General features: G+C 37.9%; 18 protein-coding genes. 11 read left to right on the forward strand and 7 right to left on the reverse strand.

The features are described from left to right. The first annotated feature begins 8 nt into the window (after positions 1 to 8). From Q0954_RS10975 to Q0954_RS11025, 11 genes are all read left to right on the forward strand, one after another. Positions 9 to 929, forward strand: coding sequence for a nucleotide-diphospho-sugar transferase (locus Q0954_RS10975; RefSeq protein ID WP_299456782.1), 921 nt, complete (start codon positions 9 to 11; stop codon positions 927 to 929). Further along, positions 929 to 1,612, forward strand: coding sequence for an FkbM family methyltransferase (locus tag Q0954_RS10980; RefSeq protein WP_299456784.1), 684 nt, complete (start codon positions 929 to 931; stop codon positions 1,610 to 1,612). The genes Q0954_RS10975 and Q0954_RS10980 overlap by 1 nt, the downstream gene beginning before the upstream one ends. Positions 1,613 to 1,620: 8 nt before the next feature. Then, entirely contained in the window at positions 1,621 to 2,514 is an 894-nt protein-coding gene (locus tag Q0954_RS10985; protein WP_299456786.1) for a class I SAM-dependent methyltransferase, read from the forward strand. A gap of 117 nt (positions 2,515 to 2,631) precedes the next feature. Next, positions 2,632 to 2,949 carry a hypothetical protein gene (locus tag Q0954_RS10990; protein ID WP_299456788.1) on the forward strand — a complete coding sequence of 106 codons (318 nt, stop codon included), beginning with the start codon at positions 2,632 to 2,634 and terminating at the stop codon, positions 2,947 to 2,949. A gap of 571 nt (positions 2,950 to 3,520) precedes the next feature. Further along, positions 3,521 to 4,432, forward strand: a complete 912-nt coding sequence (locus Q0954_RS10995; protein WP_299456790.1) for a glycosyltransferase — start codon at positions 3,521 to 3,523, stop codon at positions 4,430 to 4,432. 198 nt (positions 4,433 to 4,630) lie between these two features. Continuing rightward, positions 4,631 to 5,863 (forward strand): glycosyltransferase, encoded by a 1,233-nt coding sequence (locus Q0954_RS11000; RefSeq protein ID WP_299456792.1) that lies wholly within the window; start codon positions 4,631 to 4,633, stop codon positions 5,861 to 5,863. A 183-nt stretch (positions 5,864 to 6,046) separates the two neighbouring features. After that, positions 6,047 to 6,532: a DUF5662 family protein gene (locus Q0954_RS11005; protein ID WP_299456794.1), complete on the forward strand. Its 486-nt coding sequence runs from the start codon at positions 6,047 to 6,049 to the stop codon at positions 6,530 to 6,532. Positions 6,533 to 6,729: 197 nt separating this feature from the next. Beyond that, entirely contained in the window at positions 6,730 to 8,118 is a 1,389-nt protein-coding gene (locus Q0954_RS11010; RefSeq protein ID WP_299456795.1) for an FGGY-family carbohydrate kinase, read from the forward strand. A 571-nt stretch (positions 8,119 to 8,689) separates the two neighbouring features. After that, a complete protein-coding gene (locus Q0954_RS11015) occupies positions 8,690 to 9,085 on the forward strand; it encodes a DUF1987 domain-containing protein (protein WP_002692915.1) in 396 nt (131 codons plus the stop codon). 208 nt (positions 9,086 to 9,293) lie between these two features. Next, positions 9,294 to 10,613, forward strand: coding sequence for a TIM barrel protein (locus Q0954_RS11020; protein WP_299456799.1), 1,320 nt, complete (start codon positions 9,294 to 9,296; stop codon positions 10,611 to 10,613). Positions 10,614 to 10,676: 63 nt separating this feature from the next. After that, the gene (locus Q0954_RS11025) at positions 10,677 to 11,273 is read left to right on the forward strand and encodes a hypothetical protein (protein WP_299456801.1); all 597 of its coding nucleotides are present in this window, start codon (positions 10,677 to 10,679) and stop codon (positions 11,271 to 11,273) included. A gap of 138 nt (positions 11,274 to 11,411) precedes the next feature. On the opposite strand, the gene Q0954_RS11030 is transcribed toward Q0954_RS11025, so the two are convergent. The 7 genes from Q0954_RS11030 to Q0954_RS11060 form a co-directional block, all read right to left on the reverse strand. Continuing rightward, positions 11,412 to 11,825 carry a TerB family tellurite resistance protein gene (locus Q0954_RS11030; protein WP_002692921.1) on the reverse strand — a complete coding sequence of 138 codons (414 nt, stop codon included), beginning with the start codon at positions 11,823 to 11,825 and terminating at the stop codon, positions 11,412 to 11,414. A 607-nt stretch (positions 11,826 to 12,432) separates the two neighbouring features. Beyond that, complete coding sequence (locus Q0954_RS11035) at positions 12,433 to 12,786, reverse strand: hypothetical protein (RefSeq protein ID WP_299456805.1); 354 nt, start codon at positions 12,784 to 12,786, stop codon at positions 12,433 to 12,435. Positions 12,787 to 12,861: 75 nt separating this feature from the next. After that, entirely contained in the window at positions 12,862 to 14,787 is a 1,926-nt protein-coding gene (locus tag Q0954_RS11040) for a DUF3857 domain-containing protein (protein ID WP_299456806.1), read from the reverse strand. Positions 14,788 to 14,801: 14 nt separating this feature from the next. Then, positions 14,802 to 16,784, reverse strand: coding sequence for a DUF3857 domain-containing protein (locus tag Q0954_RS11045; protein WP_299456809.1), 1,983 nt, complete (start codon positions 16,782 to 16,784; stop codon positions 14,802 to 14,804). A gap of 200 nt (positions 16,785 to 16,984) precedes the next feature. Further along, on the reverse strand, positions 16,985 to 19,030 hold the full coding sequence (locus tag Q0954_RS11050; protein ID WP_299456811.1) for a thioredoxin domain-containing protein: 2,046 nt from the start codon (positions 19,028 to 19,030) through the stop codon (positions 16,985 to 16,987). 137 nt (positions 19,031 to 19,167) lie between these two features. Beyond that, the gene (locus Q0954_RS11055; RefSeq protein ID WP_299456813.1) at positions 19,168 to 19,626 is read right to left on the reverse strand and encodes a RidA family protein; all 459 of its coding nucleotides are present in this window, start codon (positions 19,624 to 19,626) and stop codon (positions 19,168 to 19,170) included. Positions 19,627 to 19,644: 18 nt separating this feature from the next. Next, complete coding sequence (locus Q0954_RS11060) at positions 19,645 to 20,232, reverse strand: HAD family hydrolase (RefSeq protein WP_299456815.1); 588 nt, start codon at positions 20,230 to 20,232, stop codon at positions 19,645 to 19,647. Positions 20,233 to 20,295: the final 63 nt, after the last annotated feature.

The raw sequence follows: 20,295 nt of genomic DNA on the forward strand, positions 1-20,295 counted from the left end.
AAACAATAATGCTTGATACTCCCATACTATTTTTAGTATTCAACCGCCCTGATACTACTCGCCAAGTATTTGAACGCATTCAACAGATACGCCCTCGCCAGCTTTTTGTAGCGGCTGATGGGGCAAGGCAACACAAAGAAGGAGAACAACAAAAAGTAGATGCGGTAAGAAAAACCATTACCGATAACATCGATTGGGATTGCGAGGTGAAAACCTTGTTTCGAGAGCAAAACTTGGGCTGTGGCAAAGCCGTAAGCGAAGGCATTACCTGGTTTTTTGAGCAGGTAGAGCAGGGAATTATTCTGGAAGATGATACCTTGCCTGATTTGAGTTTTTTCCATTTTTGTGAAGAACTATTAGATTATTATAAAGACAATGAGCGAGTGATGCATATTGGTGGAAGTAATTTTTTGAACAGCAAAATAGAACTAAAGACAAGTTATTATGGCTCAAATTATTCCCAAATATGGGGATGGGCAACTTGGAAAAATGCCTGGAATAAATATAGATTTCGACATGATTTGACTATCCAAAAAATTACAGAAATCATTAAGCACCATCATTTTTCAAAAAAAGAGCAAATCTATTGGAAAAAGATATATGAAACCTACAAGAGTGTGGATACATGGGATTATCAGTGGTTTTTCACGATTTGGATACACCAAGGTATTTCTCTGATTTCTACAAAAAACCTTGTCAAAAATGTGGGGTTTGGCGAAGATGCCACCCATACTACCAATGTACAGGGTGTTATTGAAAGATTACAAATTGATACTCAAAGTATTGAAAAGGTTGCACACCTTGATAAAACAGAAGTCAATCGTAAAGCTGACATGATTACTTTTCAAACTTATTTTTCTGAGCCTGTATCTCTCAATAGAAAACTATGTATTTTTTTATCTAACATAAGGCAAAAACTTAAATCTTAATGCTAAAACAAGTACTAGAAAAGTATAGATATTATAAAACGAAAAGACAACTTCCAAAGAATGATATAAAGCTAATTATCAAAAAATATCTTGGAAATAGTCCTAATATTTTAGAAGCAGGAGCCCATGTAGGTTTTGATACGGCTCAATTTGCCATGCTATTTCCCAAAGGAAAAATTTATGCTTTTGAACCAGTTCCAGAAATATACAATGCACTAGAAAAAAATACCAGCGAATTCTCTAACGTTTTTCGTTATCAACAGGCCTTATCTGATAAAAATGGATACATGTCTATCAATGTTAGCAAAGGTGGAGTAAATGGAGCGAGTTCTTTGCTAAAGCCTAAAAAACATACAGATTTATTCCCTGAAATTACTTTTAACGAAACTGTAAAGGTTGCTACAGTTTGCTTAGATAATTGGGCAAAACAGGAGAGTATTCAAAAAATAGACTTTATGTGGTTAGATATGCAAGGCTATGAGATAACAGCTTTAAAAGAGGGAGAAAATATATTAAAAACGACAAAAATGGTTTTTACAGAAGTAAATTTAGAAGAACTTTATGAAGGTTGCCCATTAAAAACAGAAGTTATAGAATATATGAAAACTCAGGGTTTTGAAGTAATGAAAGAGTTTTTTGAAGAGAGTGAAGCATACGGTGATATTCTTTTCAGAAAGAAATAACAAACTAAATGAAACATTGTCCTGCTTGCAAAAGCAAAAATATAACAGCGATTAATAATGAGTCATACGCTCAATATCAAAATAATAGCCTTAACCAACAAGGGTATAAGCTTTATGAGTGTAGAGGTTGTGGTTTATGGTTTAAGGATAGTCAATATACACCTCATGAATTACAAGAGTACTATTCTAAATACATAGAAAAGCACTGGAATTATAGTGCAAGATTACCCCATGAATTAAGAATAGATGAAATATTAAAGAAAGCACCCGGAAATGCAGCTGTGTTAGATGTTGGTTGTTGGACAGGAAGGTTATTAAAACCACATACTCATCTCAAACGCTATGGTATTGAACCTAAATTAGAAAGTAGAAAAATTGCAAAGGATAATGGGTTAAATATCTTGTCAGATTTTTTTTATGAAAATACAGACCTAAAACAGCAGTTTGATTTTATTACTTTAGTGGATGTTTTCGAACACTTAAGTAACCCCATTGAAATACTTGATAACCTTATAAAGCATCTTAAAGAAAATGGTAAACTAATCATCATTACTGGAGCCACCAATGCTTTTCCTGTGTATTTATCTAGTTATACTTATTGGTACTATTCAAAAATACCTGATCATATTGTATTTCTAAATAAAAAATTTCTGCACTGGCTTGAGTCTAATAAAAGAATTAAAATAAGAAAGCAAAAAATCAGACATTATAAATTCAATTTCAAAAAAAGGCTTTATGAGCTCTTGTGGCTTATTTCTTGGCGATTTATTAACCCGAATAGCCCTTTTAAAAAAAGTGCATTTAGCAAAATATTTTCCGCGAGATTTAAGAATGTAAAAGAGGTTATTATATGTCAAACTTGGAAAGACCATTACTTTATTGAAGTTTCACGTAAAAAATAGTGCTTTTTTGAAATAAAGTTAGGGGTTAAAATAACCAGTAGTTGTATTGAGTATCTCTGTTAAGCCGATGTATTAGGAGCTACTGATGTATTTACTCAGGGACGCCGTAGAAAAATAGTGAAAACAGGTACGATTAAAAAAGTAGAAAACCGAGATGAGCAATTTCAAAACATCTCTTCTTTAATTACCACTTACCAAGCCTCAGGACATCCTGTGTTAAGTATGGATACCAAGAAGAAAGAATGGGTCGGTCCTTTCTATCAGGAAGGTAAAGTTTATACACAAAAAGAAGCTCCCCAAGCGTTTGATCATGATTCTAACTCTTTGGCTGAGGGGCAAGTTATTCCTCATGGTATTTATGATATAGGACGTAATGAAGCTTATATGTATTTGGGAACTTCCAGAGATACTGCCGAATTTGCCCTAGTACCTTAAACATTAAGTAAATGCACTATTATTTGGGATGAGTTTTGTTTTCTGATGAACTTCAAAAATCGCGCAGAGTTAGTTTACAATTCCGATGCATATCGCATTGGTCAGGGCTTAAAATTCCGCCTGTAAAAACCAGCTTCAAGTTGTGTTGAATCACAATTTTTATGGAATCGTTCAAAACTCTTTGCTCGTTTTTATGCCACTTATTACGAATATTAGCCCCAGTGGGGAGAAACCTTGGTAGAAAAAATAAACGAAACGGGACACGGCTCCGTAGGAGTTGCGCCTAAAAGAGTCGTTTTTGATGATTTTGACGGTATTTTAAGTGTTCGTAAAATTAAGCTTTGACGCATGCGATGCATATCGGAACCGGAGCTACGTAAACTTTTTGAAGTAAAGTAAGTGGGCAAAAATCGCCGAAATAATGGGTTAGGCATTTAGTATTTAAGTTACTAGATGCTTTAATGAATTGGTGGAAAAATCCTGGATCTGTATATTATAAAATGTGTTGTAAACTTGTTTTGTTTACTAAAATTGTATTTTCAGTAAAAGTCGATCAATAATACTCTATGTTTTGGCAACTTTAGCCCCCATAACCCTATTCGTTTACAACCGCCCTAGGCATACTCAAAAAGTATTGCAAAGCCTACAAAAAAATGCCCTGAGTCAAGAGTCGGTATTGTATGTATTTGCCGATGCTCCAAAAACTGACGCAACGCAGGCACAGGTAAACAAAGTAAGACAAATAGTAAAGCAAACACACTGGTGCAAAGAGGTCATTCTTATAGAAAGGGGCGAAAACTTTGGACTAGCAAAAAACATTATAGATGGAGTAACCAAAGTAGTGCAGCAACATGGCAAGGTGATAGTTTTAGAAGACGACATAGTTACCTCGCCAGGGTTTCTTGCATATATGAACCAAGCACTCGACCTATATGCCAACGAACCAAAAGTAATGCAGGTTTCGGGGCATGTGCCCCCAGTGCGTATGAGCAAACAATTGCCAGACACTTTTTTCTTTAAAAAAACATCTTGTTGGGGGTGGGGTACTTGGGTCTCTGACTGGGCAACGTTAAACTTGGATGCTCAATATTTGCTTGGCAGGATCAGAGAACTGGGGCAAACAGCCGCATTTAACATTGATAACTCTTACGACTTTATCGAACACTTAGAAGCTAACATTACAGGTAGACTCAACACTTGGGCTATCAAGTGGCAGGCAAGTGTTTTTTTGGAAGGTGGCTTGTGTTTATACCCTAAAAAATCATTAACACGTAACATTGGTTTTGATAACTCGGGTGAACATTGCACATATTCAGAGCTGCATCTAAACCAGCCAACAGCAGCCAGCGTTACAGTAAACAAAATTAGACTGGAGGAATCGGCAGAAGCCAGAAAAAAAATCGTAGCTTTTAATCATAAACAACGACAACCTACTTCGTTTTTACAAAGAGTAAAGAATAAGCTAAAGATATTTAGGAAGTAAAAGTGATTAACTTTGCATTTTTTTATTGAAAAACTACCAGCCTATAAGACATTTAGCAAAATTATTGGATAGTAAAAGCAAAACCTACTTGTTATTTTCAGGTACATCTGTCTATTTTAGAAAAACATCAATTTTAGATTATAATATCAAAATTACGTAGCCAACAAATAAGCACTTGATTTTGAGTATTGGTTCAATATGAGGGTACTACACATTAATACCACAGATACAGGGGGCGCAGGCAAAGCAGTTATACGTTTGATGAACGGTTTATTGAAAGCTAATATTGACAACAACTTGTTGGTGTTGTATAAATACCAAACAGAGCCTCATGTCCATAAATATTCATTCAATACCCAGTCTTTTTTCAAACAATTACAATTTTCGCTCAAATACAGGCTACACCAACACCACCAAAAAAAAGCCTTGAGAGGTAAAAGTCATAATTATGAAGTGTTCTCGTTTCCTGAGTCGGTGTATAACATATTAAATCATCCTCTATACAAACAAGCCGATATTATCCATCTCCACTGGGTGGCAGGTTTTATCGATTATACCTCTTTTTTCAAGCATTGCCAAAAGCCCATTGTCTGGACACTACACGACTTAAACCCGTTTTATGGAGGGTTTCATTATGAGGGTGATTACCATCACAATGAAACGGAGTATAAATTGCTAGATACTAAAATAAAGGACACGAAATACAAAGCACTCAAACCTATACACAAACTGCAAGTAGTGAGCCCCTCAAGTTGGATGCTTGATATAGCCCAAAACCGAAGTTTTTTCGATCGGTTTCAGCACATACATATTCCCAATGGTATCGACTTGAACGTATACCAACCAATGGACAAGCAATTGGTACGCAAAAAACTGGGCATACCATCAGACAAAAATGTATTGATATTTCTTGCTGAGAATATTACCAATAAACGTAAGGGATTTGAGCTTTTGAGCAAAGCCTTGAAGTGTGTTGACCCAAGCACAAGTTTGGCCGTATTGGTAGGCAACCACCACGATACTTCGCTTGATTTTCCTCACCTTAAGTTTGATTATGTGCAGGAAGAGCACAAGTTAGCCGAAATATATGCTTGTGCAGATGCTTGCATTGTACCATCGTTAGAAGATAACCTGCCCAATACTATGCTAGAGGCCATGGCTTGTGGAGTACCAGTAGTGGCTTTTGACATTGGAGGGATTCCTGATATGGTAGTACCTTACAAAACGGGGTTATTGGCATCAGAAAAAAACCATCAAATGCTTGGTGAAAAAATCAATGAGATACTACACAACACTTTGTTGCGTAGTGAGTTGGCGCAAAATGCCAGAAAAAAAGCGTTGGAAAAGTTTTCTATTGAACAGCAAACAAGTAATTATATAGATATATACCATCAAATATTACAAGCCAAAACATTTGAATACCACCCCTGATTTTCCAAAAAATGTAGGATATTTATTGTTCAATACAACTAAAAGTTAGCGTAAGGTTTTGTGTTTTCCTTCCCAATTGTATATTCATTCTATTTGTAAAAGTCCCGCATACTTTTTACATTTATTCATATAAAATAACAAATCTGTCCAAACTTAATAGTTTTACATACAATACCAGTCTCAATGAAGCATCAAGACATGGATACTGACAAAAATACCGATTTGTCAACTACCGAAAATGAAATCCGTAAGCATATTTTGCTTGTAAGAGATTTGTTGAATAAGATGGTAGTCGAAATATTAAAGAGGTCAAACACCCATGACCAATCCAAACTCTCTTCGCCTGAAATAGAGTACTCAATGAAGTATACTCAAAAACTCAAAGATGCTGATTATGGATCACCCGAATACTTGGTCATCCAAGAAGAAATGAGTGAAGCACTAGAGCATCATTATGCTTGCAACCGTCATCATCCCGAACATTTTGAAGGAGGTATTCAAGAAATGAACCTCATAGATGTAATCGAAATGTTTTGTGACTGGGCCATAGCTTCACAACAACACCCCAAAGGAGACATAGAGCAAAGTATTGAAGTAAATCAACAGCGGTTTGGTTATTCTGATGATCTCAAAGAAATTTTGAGGAACTCTATCAAATTACTAAAATAGGTGAGTAGCTATTTTACTCCAAAAAGAAGGGTGTTTTGGAAATGCCATCAGCGCAAGACATAACTAAAAACGACTTTAATTTATGGGCAAAAAAATTAACTTTGGTAAAAAAAGGTTTTGCCAGATAATTTTTTAAGCTTAAGGGATTATCTCTATATTGACAATTGAAAATTTGTGTATTGCAAAATTCCATAGATATGAAAAAAACTGTTACCGCAGTATTGGATGTAGGTATTATCCAAAAGAAATTAATTCTCTTTGATGAGAACTTTGATGTAGTTGATATAGCTTCTGAGAAGCTGGCAAAAACCAAAGATGATGATGGTTTTGAAGGAGACGATATACAGTTGCTGAACCAGTGGGCTACCGAATCCTGGAACAAGCTTGTGAGCAGTGATCAGTATGACGTAAAAGCGCTCAACTTTTCGACGTATGGGGCAACCTTCATGCATATAGATGAAAGTGGCAATACACTTACTCCCCTTTATTCATATTTGAAACCATTTGATGAAGACCTCGAAACGCAATTTTATGGCAAATATGGCGAAAAAGTAAAGTTTGCACTTGAAACCTGCTCTCCTCCTTTAGGTATGCTTAATTCAGGTTTGCAAATTTATTGGTTAAAGTACAAAAAACCTGAAGTATACAACCGTATTAAATATAGTCTACATTTACCCCAATACATGGCATACCTTTTTACCAAAGAAGCCACTACCGAGTATACCAGTATTGGTTGCCATACTGGTATTTGGAACTTCCGTCGTCGTGACTATCATCAGTGGGTAAAAGATGAAGGCATTGATAAAATCATCCCTGAATTTAGCACTAGTCCTGTTGTGGGGCACTGGGAAGGACAAGGCAAGCAAATACCAGTAGGGACCGGCCTGCACGATAGCTCGTCAGCTTTGAGAACTTACTTACACTTGTTCGACGAAAAGTTTTTATTACTAGGTATGACTGATACCTGGTGTATTACACTCAACCCATTTGATCACTCTCCTTTGCGCCCTGAAGATGTGTCACAGGATTGTTTACAATATTTAACCGTACAAGGACGTAGGGTAAAAGCATCTCGTTTTTTCATTGGAAACGAACATGGCTACCAATTTAATCGCATGGCAAAACACTTTGGCAAGCCCCTTGATTATTATAAAAGTGTAAAATTTGATGAAAGCCTATTTAGCAAAGCTCAGGCTACCTCTAAAGGAGATGCTCGAAGCCTGGTGCCTCATTCTTTTGATGCCAGTGGAGCCCATAAATCGGACACAGGAAGCGAAAAAGAATGGGATTTGTCAATATTCGACAGTTTCGAGGATGCCTATCATCAACTCATGCGGGACCTGATATCGTTTTTTGAACCAGCCATTGCCATTGCTGCCAGAAAAGGATTGCCCAAATACTTGATTGTAGACGGAGAATTTACCGATGATGAGATTTTTCTGCACACACTAAGTAAAGTTTATCCATCAGTAGAAGTTTTGGTGCCCAATATGCCTGAAGGGGCAGCTACAGGTGCCGCATTACTGATCAATCAGTACTTAAATCCTCAAATGAAAAAACCAGAACTAGGGTTTAAAAAATATTAAAGGAAGGATCTGTTGATTCCTAAAGCCTTAATGTCTGCCAAATGATTTGATTGCAAATGTTTTACAACAATTACCCGTTGATCATTCAAAACAGAATGCATATTAATAAAGTAAAGCACTTTACTGGTATAGCTGGCAATTAGAGGTATTGGGCGAACTTATGAGACGGTAAAGTCATAGCTGCAAAGCTATCTAAAACACTACAACTGCCAGAGATAGAGTTCAATAAACCCAAGTTATTTTGGTATGATTACTTGTTACACTGTTAATTAAGTTTATAGCTGCTTTGCTTGAACAATCCCAAAACAAAAGAGGGGCTGTATTTGCAAAGAGCCAAAGAGTGAAGTCCAAACTCAACACAGTTAATTTTGGTCAGATGCTTAATGAAAACTGCGATTTTTATCCAAAAAATCTGTAGCCACTGAACCTACAGCTTTGCTAAGTCTTGCAATGTTAATCTCTCACGTGTGGGCACTTTCAGGCATTTATGAAAAGCACCAAAAGATAAACTTATTTTAACTTATGTAAATTTCAGATTTTTAGTTGTTGTTCAAAGATTTTTGTTAGTGATATGGAAGATTTAGAAATCAAGGGAGAAAGCGGGGTTTTTTATATCCCAAATGTCAAAATGGAAGTAAGTACTGGAACTTGTGAAATTTCGGGGGAGTCTTATCTGGAAGACACCGATGAGTTTTACAACACCATTATCAAGTGGATAGAACAGTACCGGGCTGAAGTAAAAAAAGCCATTAAATTTAACTTTCGCTTGACTTATTTCAACACAAGCTCTTCGCGTGGTATTCTCAATGTGTTGCGTACCCTCAAAGATTATGAAGATAGTGGAGCCGAAGTAGAAATAAACTGGTATTACCCCGATGATGACGATAGCATTGCAGAAGAAGCCGAAGACTATATGGTAAGTACTGGGCTAAAGATTAATATGTATTCTTTTGAAGCCGAAGATTAGCATTTGTTTAAATTACGTCTACAGACCCTTTTTTAAACAATCTCTTTGTCAGGTGAATGCCCAAGTAAGGCTTGGAATAAAACAGAGTACTGCCCGAAGGCAGTGCTCTGTTTTGCTATTGTACCTTTTAGCATCCGCTTTTTTTGATAAAATAAATGTAATACTATAAATTTTTGATAAATTATAAATTACCAACGCTTGGTTTGATATGTTTACACCTAAAACTAAACAGCCCTCAGAAATGATGACGCCCCCTGAATTAATCGCACAAACCAACCAAAGTCTACTAACAGATCACCAACACCAACTATATCATTTACAAGAAATATTAGCAAAAAAGCAGCTCGACATAGAGCCTGTTATTCAAAAGCTACAGGCTTTTCAGGTGAGCGTGCCCAGCTGGGCTTTGGGTACGGGTGGGACACGTTTTGGACGCTTTCCTATAGGGGGAGAACCACGTAACATTGAAGAAAAAATAGCAGACACGAGTCTTTTGCACCAACTTACAGGGAGTAACAATGCTATTTCTTTACATATTCCTTGGGATACATCGTCAGATTATAGCGCAGTTCGACAGTTTGCCCACAGTCAAGGAATCAAGTTTGATGCTATCAATTCTAATACTTTTCAAGATCACCCCCAACAAACCTACTCATATAAATATGGTTCACTAAGCCATACCAAGGCTGAGGTAAGGCAGCAAGCCATTGAGCATAATTGTGAAGTGATAAATATAGGACAACAGCTGGGTTCTAAAGCTTTGACCACTTGGTTAGGCGATGGGGCCAACTTTCCAGGGCAAAATAATTTTAGAAAAGCCTATGAACGCACTGCCGAAAGTTTACAAGAAATATACCGATACTTGCCCAGCCATTGGCAAATGTTGATAGAGTATAAACCTTACGAACCTAATTTTTATTCAATGGTGATTCCTGATTGGGGGACAGCCCTGCTATTGGCGCAACATCTGGGCGATCAGGCGCAGGTATTAGTTGATCTGGGGCATCATTTACCCAATACCAACATTGAGCAAATCATTGCAAGGTTGGCAGGAATAGGGCGTTTGGGTGGTTTTCATTTCAATGGGTCTTCTTATGGTGACGATGATCTAACCACTGGAGCTTTAAAGCCTTACCGTTTATTTTTAATCTTTCAGGAACTTGTTAATGCTATGTGGAGCGATGCTCCCACCAATGCGCCAGACATTGCCTGGATGATTGACGCCAGCCATAATACCAAAGACCCAATAGAAGATTTAATGCAGGCAACCGAAGGAATATTAATAGAGTATGCCCATGCTTTGTTAATTGACCAAAAAATGCTTGAACAGATGCAGGAAGAAAATGAGGTGGTGCAGGCACAAGAAATGTTGCAAGCTGCTTTTAGGGTTGATGTGCGCCCATTGGTAGCAGAAGCCCGCTTCAGAAACAAGGCTTGTATCGATCCACTTACATTTTTTAGAGCTCAGCGTATACGGGCAACGTTGATTGAGAAAAGGGGAATTGCTTCGCGTGCCACTGGTTTGTAACTTTTTGTATTGGTATCTACGTTTAAAGTAAACGAACACATACGAACTACTGTAAATACACTTATGAAAAAATCAGGAGCATTGTTTATACTTATAGCAATAAGCACAATCAATTATGTTGGCTATGCCCAAACCAACAATGACCGCTCATCAACAAATTATTTCTTGTTGTCGTTTGACCAACACACCCACCCAAACAAGGCAAAGTTATATAAATACCAAAACAGAGGTTTTTTGCACATACAAGATGTGGTCAATGCCATGCGCAAAGAGATGATAAAGCCCGAACGCTCGCCAGAGTGGGGGAGTGCCAGAGGGACCAAGAAAAAATATAGAAATGGTTTAGATCTATCTAAACCTATTGCTGCCAAAGCTGGTGAAACCTTTTGCTTTGCAGTGAAAACCGATGCTCTGCCATCAATCTATCTAAGTGGCTATGTTACCCAAAATACGCCTAACTTTAGAACCAAAGACAAACAAAGAGAGCTCTTGATCATTACCTTGCCTCAAGATACTAACAATCACTTTTTTGATGATCGTGGAGTGGCTACTATCCGGGTATATGGTTATTACAAAAACGAGAAAAAAGTTTTTGCTACCCTTATTATTAGTCAGGTAAGCCAACATCGCTACCAGGAGTTAATGGCTGCGACAAAATAATATAAAACGACGATTAACGAATAGAGATTTGAGAGGTACTATCAATCGTTGAACAAATGATCATCAGTATTCGTTAATCGGTACTTAGTCTCTTGAGAAGCTGGTTTGACTAAAAGAAGCAATAGTATGAAGCAAGCCTTAAGCTACCCCATCTTTTTCTCTTTCATAGCGCTCTACATCCTCTTCTGAAATACCCAGTGAAACAATTGCTTTATTGTATATCTCTTGCTCATTAGAGTTACCTTCCTGATCATCGTCGTCTGAACTATCGTCCGATTTTAATAGTTTAAGTAACCAGTACAAAGCTTTTACCCTATCTTTATAGTCAAAGTTATTAAGTGTGGCATACACTTTCTCTACAAAAGCCTCATCAGATAGTTCTTTGGCTTGTGTAATTACAAATTTGTATTCCTCAGCGGTCAAATGATGCTCTTCACTGGTCAGGTCTACAAGCAAACGTTTTTCTTCTGACTGTAACACGCCATCAGCTTTGGCACCCATCAACATGAGCCCAAATACGGCTTGGTTGTAGCTGAATTCCCCGTTATTCATAAATCAAATTAATTTTGGTAGACATATTAGTATACGTTTATTGTAATAAACGGATTTTTTTGTGCAAAAAGATGTTGTTTGTCTGTGGAATTTATCAGGACGAAGGCCCAGCACTTGTTTAACCTTTGCCAAAATATGCTTAATTACCCAATCCTTGATTTCACAGGCTGCAAAATTAATATAGTTCCGATAAATCTCTATTTATAAATGAGGTGTTTTTTATAAAATTACTGAAAACCTGTATTTTGTCAAGTAATTAGTGATTGTTTTAATTATGTTTAGGCAATTTTACAAGGCTTATAGCCATCAAATGAGTAGAAAGTGTAAGGCAACTGTTTGAAGAGCAAGTACAAGAGTTTTTTACGTCTTTATTGATTTTTTTGCAATGCTTATGTTGTTATAAAATAAAAAAAAGACTTTGTGAAAGGCATATCAGCTGTACCCCGTCTTATGTTTGTTGAGGAATGCTGAAAAGGAGTAGTTAAAAATGCTGGTATTTGCCCTGAAACCTGTATAAAGCCAAAACTGCTATTTGCTTTAGTTTCGGTTCATGTAGTAGGTTTAGACAAAATACAGTGATGGATTTTCAAGTTCAGTGCCTTAAAGGCTAATCTCGAATAGCTACTACCAAATCTTTGAATGGATCATATTCTACCTGATTCACCTTAAGGTATACCCCCTTATTGAGTACAATAGTATCGTGTTCTTCGTGAGTAAGCACTGCTTCATTGATTACTTCAAACAGTATGGGTTCTATGCCTGCCTCCGGAGCGTTTGCGGCAATGTTTACCTCACCGGCCAAACGATGGGCGTGCCCCGTTACTTCGCCATACGCTAATACTAATTTGTTGACAGGTGTCATAGTAAACGTTTCCAGGTTAGCCTGGTCAAGCCTAAAAATAATAACATCGCCGTGGCGGTATATCTTACTAAACTTTCCCAAATGGTTTTTAGTGTTCATAGTATTGTTGTTTTGGTTTGTTAAAGCCTCAATATACACAAATATAAGCAGAGCTTCAAGTGATAAGTGGCGTTCCTATGTGCCACTTACCAGCACTACCATCTCTTTGTCGGCCTTGGTTACTTGTTTGTAAAATTTCACCATTTCCTGGTACTTTTCTTTGGGGAATGTACCAGCGTTGACTACCATTTTACGAACATAGGTGATTTTTCTGCCGTCCATGAACACTTTCATTTTATAAGATCCAAATTCGTTGCTGAATTTTATTGGGGCAGGTTTGTATTCGGCGTCATACTTTTCAGGTACTTGATAACTAATGCTATCTATATCAGTAAAAGCATACACTGACGAAATATAAATATCGCTTGAACGGTCTTTCATTGTTGGGGGGACTGTCCGGTAACGATTCATCAGGTTAGGTTTTAGAAATAAACGCTTACCACTTTTAGACGCCAGCCTTCTTATGTTTAGTTGCAAAGTTTCGGTACCTACTGGCAAGCGATCTTTCTTGAGTGTCAATTGATACTGGGCTATTTCAAAACCAGTGAGTTGGAGATGCTCATACAGCCACTTCTTTTGTACTTCAGGTGCTTGGCTAATTAGCCAGGCAATGGCTTCACTTTGAATGGCCTTGTACTTTGTTTGTATTTTTGCTGTAGCATTACCATCAGGAGCAATGGTTACCTGGGCTTGACGATGCAGGGTGTTTACGCTTTGGTCATACACAGGGGTACGAACTATTTTCCCCCCTTGAGGGGTAGCCAGTAATACTTCTCTATCTCCGGTAAAACTACCCATATACCCAAATGATTCGCTTTGACTGGTACACTCAAGCCAGATAGTATCTTTAGCTGTAGGTACACACAAAATCACGTGGTTGAACTGTGACGATGGAAAATCTGTCTGGATGGGTCTTTTATTTTTTCCGGCCTTTACCAAGGTGTAAAATGAAGCAATGCCTAGTTTCTTAAGCAAAGCATACATGTAGTTGCTCAATGCTTTACAATCTCCATAGCCCTTTTGGTCTACAGTCAGTGCCTTGAAGGGTTGCCAACCACCAATACCCAGCTGAATGCTCACGTAACGAGTATTTTGTTGGAGATAGTTGTACACAACTTTGATTTTATCTTCAATACTGCTCAATTTTGAGGTCATCGCCTTGAGCTTCTTTGTTGTTTCGGGACTCACCTCGTCTCGGTTGGCATTGAGCTGGTTTATCCATTTCCCAAAACTATTCCAGCTTTGCATGTTGCCTTTAAAGCCCTCTATCTCAAAGTAGTTGGGTGCCAGCAAAAGGCGAGGAAAAGAGGTTTGTTTTTTATAAGGGATTGGCTGGGCAGCAGGCAATTGAGCAATGCTCCAGGTTTGTACCCCGTTTTGTTCGGGTGTTTTGGTGGCTTTCTCAAGGTTGATTGCTTTGTAACGAAAGGAGTGACTGAGCAGTGAAAAAACAGTAAAAGACGACCTTTCTACGGACATTTTTTGGCTGGTTTGTGGGTGCCAACCCGGAAAAAACAGCAAGCCATTATAAGTTTTGGCATACTCACACTTGATTGTATAAGGGTAAGTATTGTGCCTCAGCTTGGCGTATTTTACGCGGTTGTCGGTATACAAAGAAAACCCATCGGCAGAGCTATAGTCTTGAACGTCACGCTGTTTAATCCTGCGCACAAACTTTCCGTTGGCATCATACACCGCTGCCCGCATGTAATCAATGTGGCTAAGCTTGTTATAAAATACTGTGAAGTTGGCAAAGTGGTCTCCTGCCTCATTCAAGATAGTATATACATACGATGTTGTAAAAACACCCTCACCAATGCTTTGTATACGCAAGTGGCTTGAATCTTTTCTTACTACTATGCTGGCTCCTTTCAATAGGTTAGGGGAGATCTTAGTAGCAGCATATTGAGGTTGATCAGCTTGGGTAAGCTGGGCTATGCTGTTTTGGTGAACAACAAGCCCTAGCACACAGATCAAAAAAACACTTTTCAATCGTTTCATTTAAATGTTTGTGTTTATATTTTTTTCAATACAATTTGTTCCTGTACTTTGTCTATCATTTGGTTATATAGCTCACGTAGCCCCAAGTACTCAGAGGCTAAAAAAACCGGTTTATTGATAGCAAATCTTATAATTACCTGTACCTTACCTTTTTGTTTTTGAGCAATATAAATGAGTCTTCCCGCTCGTTTGGGCAAAGACACCACCTTTTGTTTAGGCATAGATTCTACCTCATAACCTTTAGGTATCTTTATGGTAAAAAGATAGTTTTGTTTGAAGGTATAACCAAAGTCAATAGGTAGTTGCCTTGTTTTTGCTTTGAAAGGGTTTTCGTGAAGCTCAGGGGTAAGTACAGGGGTAATATAAAACATATTACCTGCTTTTTTGATACTGGCATCTTCTTTCAAATTCAAAATGTATTTTGCTGTAAACGGCTTGTAAATATTTTTGCTGTTTTGAAATTTATGAGCATTTACTGTATACTCTGAACCTTTCCAGAATTTTTTAGCGTATTTTTGAGGTTTTTGTTGGTGTAATTTTTTACGTTCATCATAAGCAGCAAATCCTTTTTGAGTGATTGAAGCTACTGTTTTAGAAGTACCATCTTCGGCGAGTATAACCTCTATACCTACCTGAGTACTACTTGGAGTGTTGCCCAAAAATATCCAGCTTCCTCCTTGGTTATTGACTGATCTACCCAAACCGTTCAAGCAACGGTAAGGCAACGTGCCTAAATCTAACAAAGGGTCGGTAGCATCTGCCAATATAGTTGTATTGGAATTAAGTTTTATTTGAGCAATCATATAGTTTAAACGATTGATCATTGGGGCACTACTAGGCTTTATTTTTCCATGTGATCGCGTACTTAGTACCACTGGATCGGTCTTGATGCCTAGTTTTCGGAGCAACGAAACTAGTAAGAAATTAATGGCAGTAGCATTACCAGTTTTTTTGCGGTAAACAACATCTAAAGGTTCATAAACAAATATTCTTTTTTTCTTGTTCCAAGTCATATAAGACTGTATGTGTTGGTAGGCTGCCACAACCCTTTGTGTAGTGTCTGAGTATTTGCTACGAATATTGTTTGCTACCTCATCCAGAAAAGTGTTGAATTTAAGGTGGGCTCCAAAGTTTTCGTGAGTCAATAATTGGTTATTGGCAGTAGCCCAATTGGTGTAATAGTTTGTAGAAGCACCATTCGGAATATTGACTTGATTTAAGCGAAACTCGATGCCCGGAGTATAGTCTTTCAAGGTAGTAATATGGCTTTCTTCCTTAAGGGCGGGTAGGTCTTTTACTGCCCAGTGGTAGTGGGTTGTTTTAACAGGCATTTGGTTGTTCATGCCAGAAGCCTTCATTTCGGTAATTCGTCGAATGCTATAATTGATTAAATACCCTCGGTTAGCAACGTTGTACTTAACGAAGTTAGGCACCTCTACTTTATACTCGCTCCACACAACAGGTATACTCTTTTGAAAATACCAGCTTTTTAGGTTTCTGAAGTCTTTCGATTTTATGGTGTAGGTATACTCTATTACAGTTCCTTCTTTTACCTTAGAAAAAGCCATTGTTTTTTGTTTCCAGTATTTGTTTAACTTTTGGGTCAAAACAGTTTTAGGGTCAAACTTTTGTTTGACAACTTTGCCATTTACTAAGTTGTAAGTATATCCACGAATATAGCGTACAGATTCTCCTCTAATACCACTTATGTAGTAAGGTATTTGAACGTTTGACCATTTATAACCTGATTTATTTATTATTTTTATTCTTACATGTCTAGTATGTATCACCGACAAGTCATCAGTGTCTATGCTGGTCTCTCCTTTGTCATACAGAATCACTGCCGTAGCGTTACTGTCTTTAGGATAGACCTTCATTTCCAGCCATTTCTTATCTATTTTGCCTAGCCTTACTTTGGGAGCTTTTACTTTTTGTTGTGCATTTGCATTGATTACAAATAAAAATATTGCCATCAGCAATAGCGTAAAAATTCTCATTATTGAATCTGATATTAATTTTATCATCTGAATAGGTTTGATATACAAAATTATAATACCAGCATTACTTGAGGCAAACGGATGTTTTTATTAGATTTTTTTCAAATTTCTTTATTGTAAGGTAAGTAGAGAAGGGGTGAGAATAAAAAACTCCCTGTTTTGTGGCCAAGCAGGGAGTAAGTGTTTAATAACAAGACAGATTAAGCCTGAGACATTTGCTTCCAGGCACTTTCTACTGAGTTTACAGGTAATTGACATGTTTTGTTATAGCAAACGTATACAGTTGTTTGCTCATTGATAGTGCCTCGGTTTTGTAAAAGCCCGAGTGAGTCTTGAGGTTGCAGTGTGCCAGCCAGTATTTTGTTAGGATAATAATATTTGTCGAAAGATGCGCGGTATTCTTGAGCTTGTTCGCCTACAATTGCGACTTCGGCTGTAGGCTGGGCAAAGTAAGTATACAAGGCAGCCCAGTTCGCAGTACTTTCGGGATTTTCTACTATTATTTTCTGCATTTGCCCCAACATTTGCGATGCCTTTTGTTGATAGTCACTTTGCTCATAGTAAAGTCCCAGCCAATATAGATTTTTGGCCATCATAGAGTTAGATGCGGGAATTACATTATCAAATAGTTCTTTTTTGCGGGCAATGAGCTTTTCAGCGTTGACATCAGTAAAAAAGAACAAACCCTCTTCTTTATCATAAAAGTTTGCCACGGCATAATCAGTCAGGACTTTTGCATTGGTAAGCCACTGTTCGTCAAATGTTGCCTGATAAAGGGCTATATAAGCATCTACTACAGCAGCGTAGTCTTCCAAATAAGCGTTAATAGAGGCTTTTCCATTTTTGTAACTATGGTAAAGCTGATAGTTTTCTGTGGTTAATTTTTCGGTAATAAACTGAGCATTCGCCAATGCCAGGTTCAATAGTTTTGGAGAGTCAAATACCCGGTACGCATCTACCAGTCCTTTGAGCATTAGCCCATTCCACGACGTTAATATCTTGTCATCCAGCCCTGGGCGTATTCTTTTGTTGCGGGCTGTCAATAATCTCTCATTCCACTGTGTTACTTTTTGTTTGAGGCTTTCCACGTCCATTTGGTGCTTTTTGGCAAAAGCCAGGTCTCCTATATTTCTATGTAGTATGTTACCTTCTTCCCAATTAGCTTGACTAGTTACCTGATAATAGTCAGCGGCTATAGCAGCATCTTCAGCACCTATCACCTCATCAAATGCCGTTTTTTCCCATACATAAAATTTACCCTCTACTCCTTCACTGTCAGCATCAAGTGCTGAGAAAAAGCCACCTTCTTCACTGGTGAGTTCCCGCGCTACAAAATCAACTGTTTGCATTACTACTTGTTGGTAAAGAGGGTTTTGAGTAACATTATAAGCATCAGCATACAGGCTCAGTAGTTGCCCATTATCATAAAGCATTTTTTCAAAATGAGGAGCAAACCAGTCAGCGTCTACTGAGTAACGGGCAAACCCTCCACCAACTTGATCATAAATGCCTCCTTTTGCCATCTCATTTAGCGTAACGTCAACTGCTCTTAAGGCCTCTTCGTCTTTGGTGATTTGATAATAGTGCAATAAAAACTGCCAAATAGAGGGCATAGGAAACTTAGGTGCACGATTGGTACCTCCACGGGTATGATCTACATCATTATAAACACTTTGAAACATTTTGTCAAGAGCCTCGCGTGAGTAACGAATAGTTTCAGGCTTCAGGTCATATTTTTTTGCTTCACTGGCTGCAATGGCTTCCCGGTAGGCTTCTGCCGATTGTTCTAGTTTATCGCGTTTGGTTTGGTACACTTCTGCTACATTTTGCAGCAGCTGCACCCACGACTCTTTTGGTAGGTAGGTAAGGGCATAAAAAGGTTTAGCTTCAGGGGTAAGCAATGCATTGAGCGGCCATCCTCCTCGTTGCCCCATGGCATGAATAGCCTCCATGTAAATGGCATCTACATCAGGGCGTTCTTCTCTATCTACTTTTATGCAAATAAAATAACGGTTCATAATAGCCGCTACCTCGTCATCTTCAAACGATTCCCGCTCCATCACATGGCACCAGTGGCAGGCTGAGTAGCCAATGCTTACAATGATGGGTTTATCTTCATCTTTGGCTTTCTGGAGCGCTTCCTTCCCCCATGGGTACCAATCTACAGGGTTATATGCATGTTGCAATAAATAGGGGCTGGTAGCTTTTGCGAGTCGGTTGGGTGTTTGGGTATTTTGATGGCTCATATTTAGTCTTGTTATTTTACTTTGGTTAAGCGCAAATTTTAGTATAGTTTGTACCAAGGTAGAAGTAAATATATCTAATAAACAGGTGCAATTGTTATACTATGAGTAAATTATACCTACTTGTGGTTTATAGCTTCTTACTTCAAAGTGAAAGAACAAGTCAAACCTACACAAAAGTTTCGGGGGAGTCGCTCTACTCCAAAAATAGCCCGTGAATGTAGCCCTTTTTTACCTAAAACAGCCAAAAATAGTTTTGAGGCACCATCGACTATTTGTGGCGAATCATCCCATTCGGGTGCAGCCTGAAAGTAAGCATCTATATGGTTGAGTCCCTCTATATTATTAAATCCAACTTTGGCATTCATTTGTGCTAACACATTGAGTGTGCAAAGTTCCATAGCCCTAAGACCTTCTTCAGTAGGTATTTCTGCCCCTAGTCGTCCCTGAAACTTAAATACTTCGTTTTCAATTGGAAACTGAATCGCGAGGTAGGCTATTTTGCCACGAATATTTACCGATTGGTAAGCTCCCCCCGGAGTAGATGGCTTGGGCAAACTTAAATTTAGTTTTTTTAGATTCTCTAACAGGTTCAACATGGTTTATTTGATTTACACTTATGTAGAAACACTATTTCTCCATTCTTTCTTTTCTATCGTCTGCACATTTTCTACGTGATGCAAGGTATATAAATATTTTTTCAAAAGCATCAATTCAACGTCGTTTACATCGCCTTGAAAGTCATTGATATAAATGGCATTGGCACTATTAAAAAATACTTTTTCGGGAGAGTTATCCACAATCAGTATTTTGTGTAGCGAGTACCCTCTTTTTCGCACCTTTTCTAGTTTTTTAAACCAGCAGCTAGGTTTTTGACTATCACTCAATGCTTGATGATTGGTTGGTGAATAATGCAAAGGCAAGCAGCCAAAAGTGCATCTTTTTCTACTCCATACAAAGCTTAAAGGGATGCTTTGAGGGAAAATTCTCTTGACTATTGGGTTGACATAATTGCGGTGGGCAGACGACCACACCGCCAATTCAAAATATTGTTGACAAGTATAAAGAAACTCTTCCAGATAAGGACGTTTGTACACATAATGGTATGCTGATAGCATAAATGCTGGCTCAATGTTGATGAGGGGCATCTGGGAAGTGTAAATAAGTGTTTCATCAAGATCAAGGATTAACAGTGTTTTTGGCATACATGTTTGTTTGAATAGGGTCTAAAGTACAAAAACTACCCAACAAAGAATGTCAGGTAGTTT

The organism is uncultured Microscilla sp. (assembly GCF_947493425.1).
Classification (GTDB): domain Bacteria; phylum Bacteroidota; class Bacteroidia; order Cytophagales; family Microscillaceae; genus Microscilla.

Coding starts and splice junctions, on each gene's coding strand:
- Q0954_RS10975 (WP_299456782.1), top strand. CDS start 9: ATGCTTGATACTCCCATACTATTTTTAGTATTCAACCGCCCTGATACT.
- Q0954_RS10980 (WP_299456784.1), top strand. CDS start 929: ATGCTAAAACAAGTACTAGAAAAGTATAGATATTATAAAACGAAAAGA.
- Q0954_RS10985 (WP_299456786.1), top strand. CDS start 1,621: ATGAAACATTGTCCTGCTTGCAAAAGCAAAAATATAACAGCGATTAAT.
- Q0954_RS11000 (WP_299456792.1), top strand. CDS start 4,631: ATGAGGGTACTACACATTAATACCACAGATACAGGGGGCGCAGGCAAA.
- Q0954_RS11005 (WP_299456794.1), top strand. CDS start 6,047: ATGAAGCATCAAGACATGGATACTGACAAAAATACCGATTTGTCAACT.
- Q0954_RS11010 (WP_299456795.1), top strand. CDS start 6,730: ATGAAAAAAACTGTTACCGCAGTATTGGATGTAGGTATTATCCAAAAG.
- Q0954_RS11015 (WP_002692915.1), top strand. CDS start 8,690: ATGGAAGATTTAGAAATCAAGGGAGAAAGCGGGGTTTTTTATATCCCA.
- Q0954_RS11020 (WP_299456799.1), top strand. CDS start 9,294: ATGTTTACACCTAAAACTAAACAGCCCTCAGAAATGATGACGCCCCCT.
- Q0954_RS11025 (WP_299456801.1), top strand. CDS start 10,677: ATGAAAAAATCAGGAGCATTGTTTATACTTATAGCAATAAGCACAATC.
- Q0954_RS11030 (WP_002692921.1), bottom strand. CDS start 11,825: ATGAATAACGGGGAATTCAGCTACAACCAAGCCGTATTTGGGCTCATG.
- Q0954_RS11035 (WP_299456805.1), bottom strand. CDS start 12,786: ATGAACACTAAAAACCATTTGGGAAAGTTTAGTAAGATATACCGCCAC.
- Q0954_RS11040 (WP_299456806.1), bottom strand. CDS start 14,787: ATGAAACGATTGAAAAGTGTTTTTTTGATCTGTGTGCTAGGGCTTGTT.
- Q0954_RS11045 (WP_299456809.1), bottom strand. CDS start 16,784: ATGAGAATTTTTACGCTATTGCTGATGGCAATATTTTTATTTGTAATC.
- Q0954_RS11050 (WP_299456811.1), bottom strand. CDS start 19,030: ATGAGCCATCAAAATACCCAAACACCCAACCGACTCGCAAAAGCTACC.
- Q0954_RS11055 (WP_299456813.1), bottom strand. CDS start 19,626: ATGTTGAACCTGTTAGAGAATCTAAAAAAACTAAATTTAAGTTTGCCC.
- Q0954_RS11060 (WP_299456815.1), bottom strand. CDS start 20,232: ATGCCAAAAACACTGTTAATCCTTGATCTTGATGAAACACTTATTTAC.